This window comes from Bartonella sp. AP58NXGY (genome assembly GCF_042195785.1).
GTDB lineage: Bacteria > Pseudomonadota > Alphaproteobacteria > Rhizobiales > Rhizobiaceae > Bartonella.
Window position 1 is genome coordinate 1 of sequence record NZ_JBHIOY010000364.1, and the last position, 259, is coordinate 259.

1 protein-coding gene is annotated in these 259 nt (G+C 34.0%); it reads right to left on the bottom strand.

What is annotated here, in order from left to right; genetic code table 11:
* The coding region (locus ACFINC_RS11440) for a hypothetical protein (RefSeq protein WP_375617276.1) at positions 1–259 on the bottom strand (259 nt) is incomplete at both ends.

The following is a 259-nucleotide window of genomic DNA, read 5'->3' on the forward strand; positions in this document are numbered from 1 at the left end:
TAGTACAGATTGACGATTTGTTGAGGTAAAAACAATATCTGCTAGAGTATTGGAGTAACTCATTTCAGCGGCAGCGCTTTCGCCTACTGAAGCTGTTCTTATATAATAAACTTCAGATTTATAGCCTGTTTCTGGTAAAAAAATATTTTCAACATTAATCTGTGAAATATTATTCGGTAGCTTGGGAAAGTGAATTAATGAAGCAGCTTTTAATCTAGGCTTAGCGTATTTTTCTTCTACACTCACACCAATAGAAAGT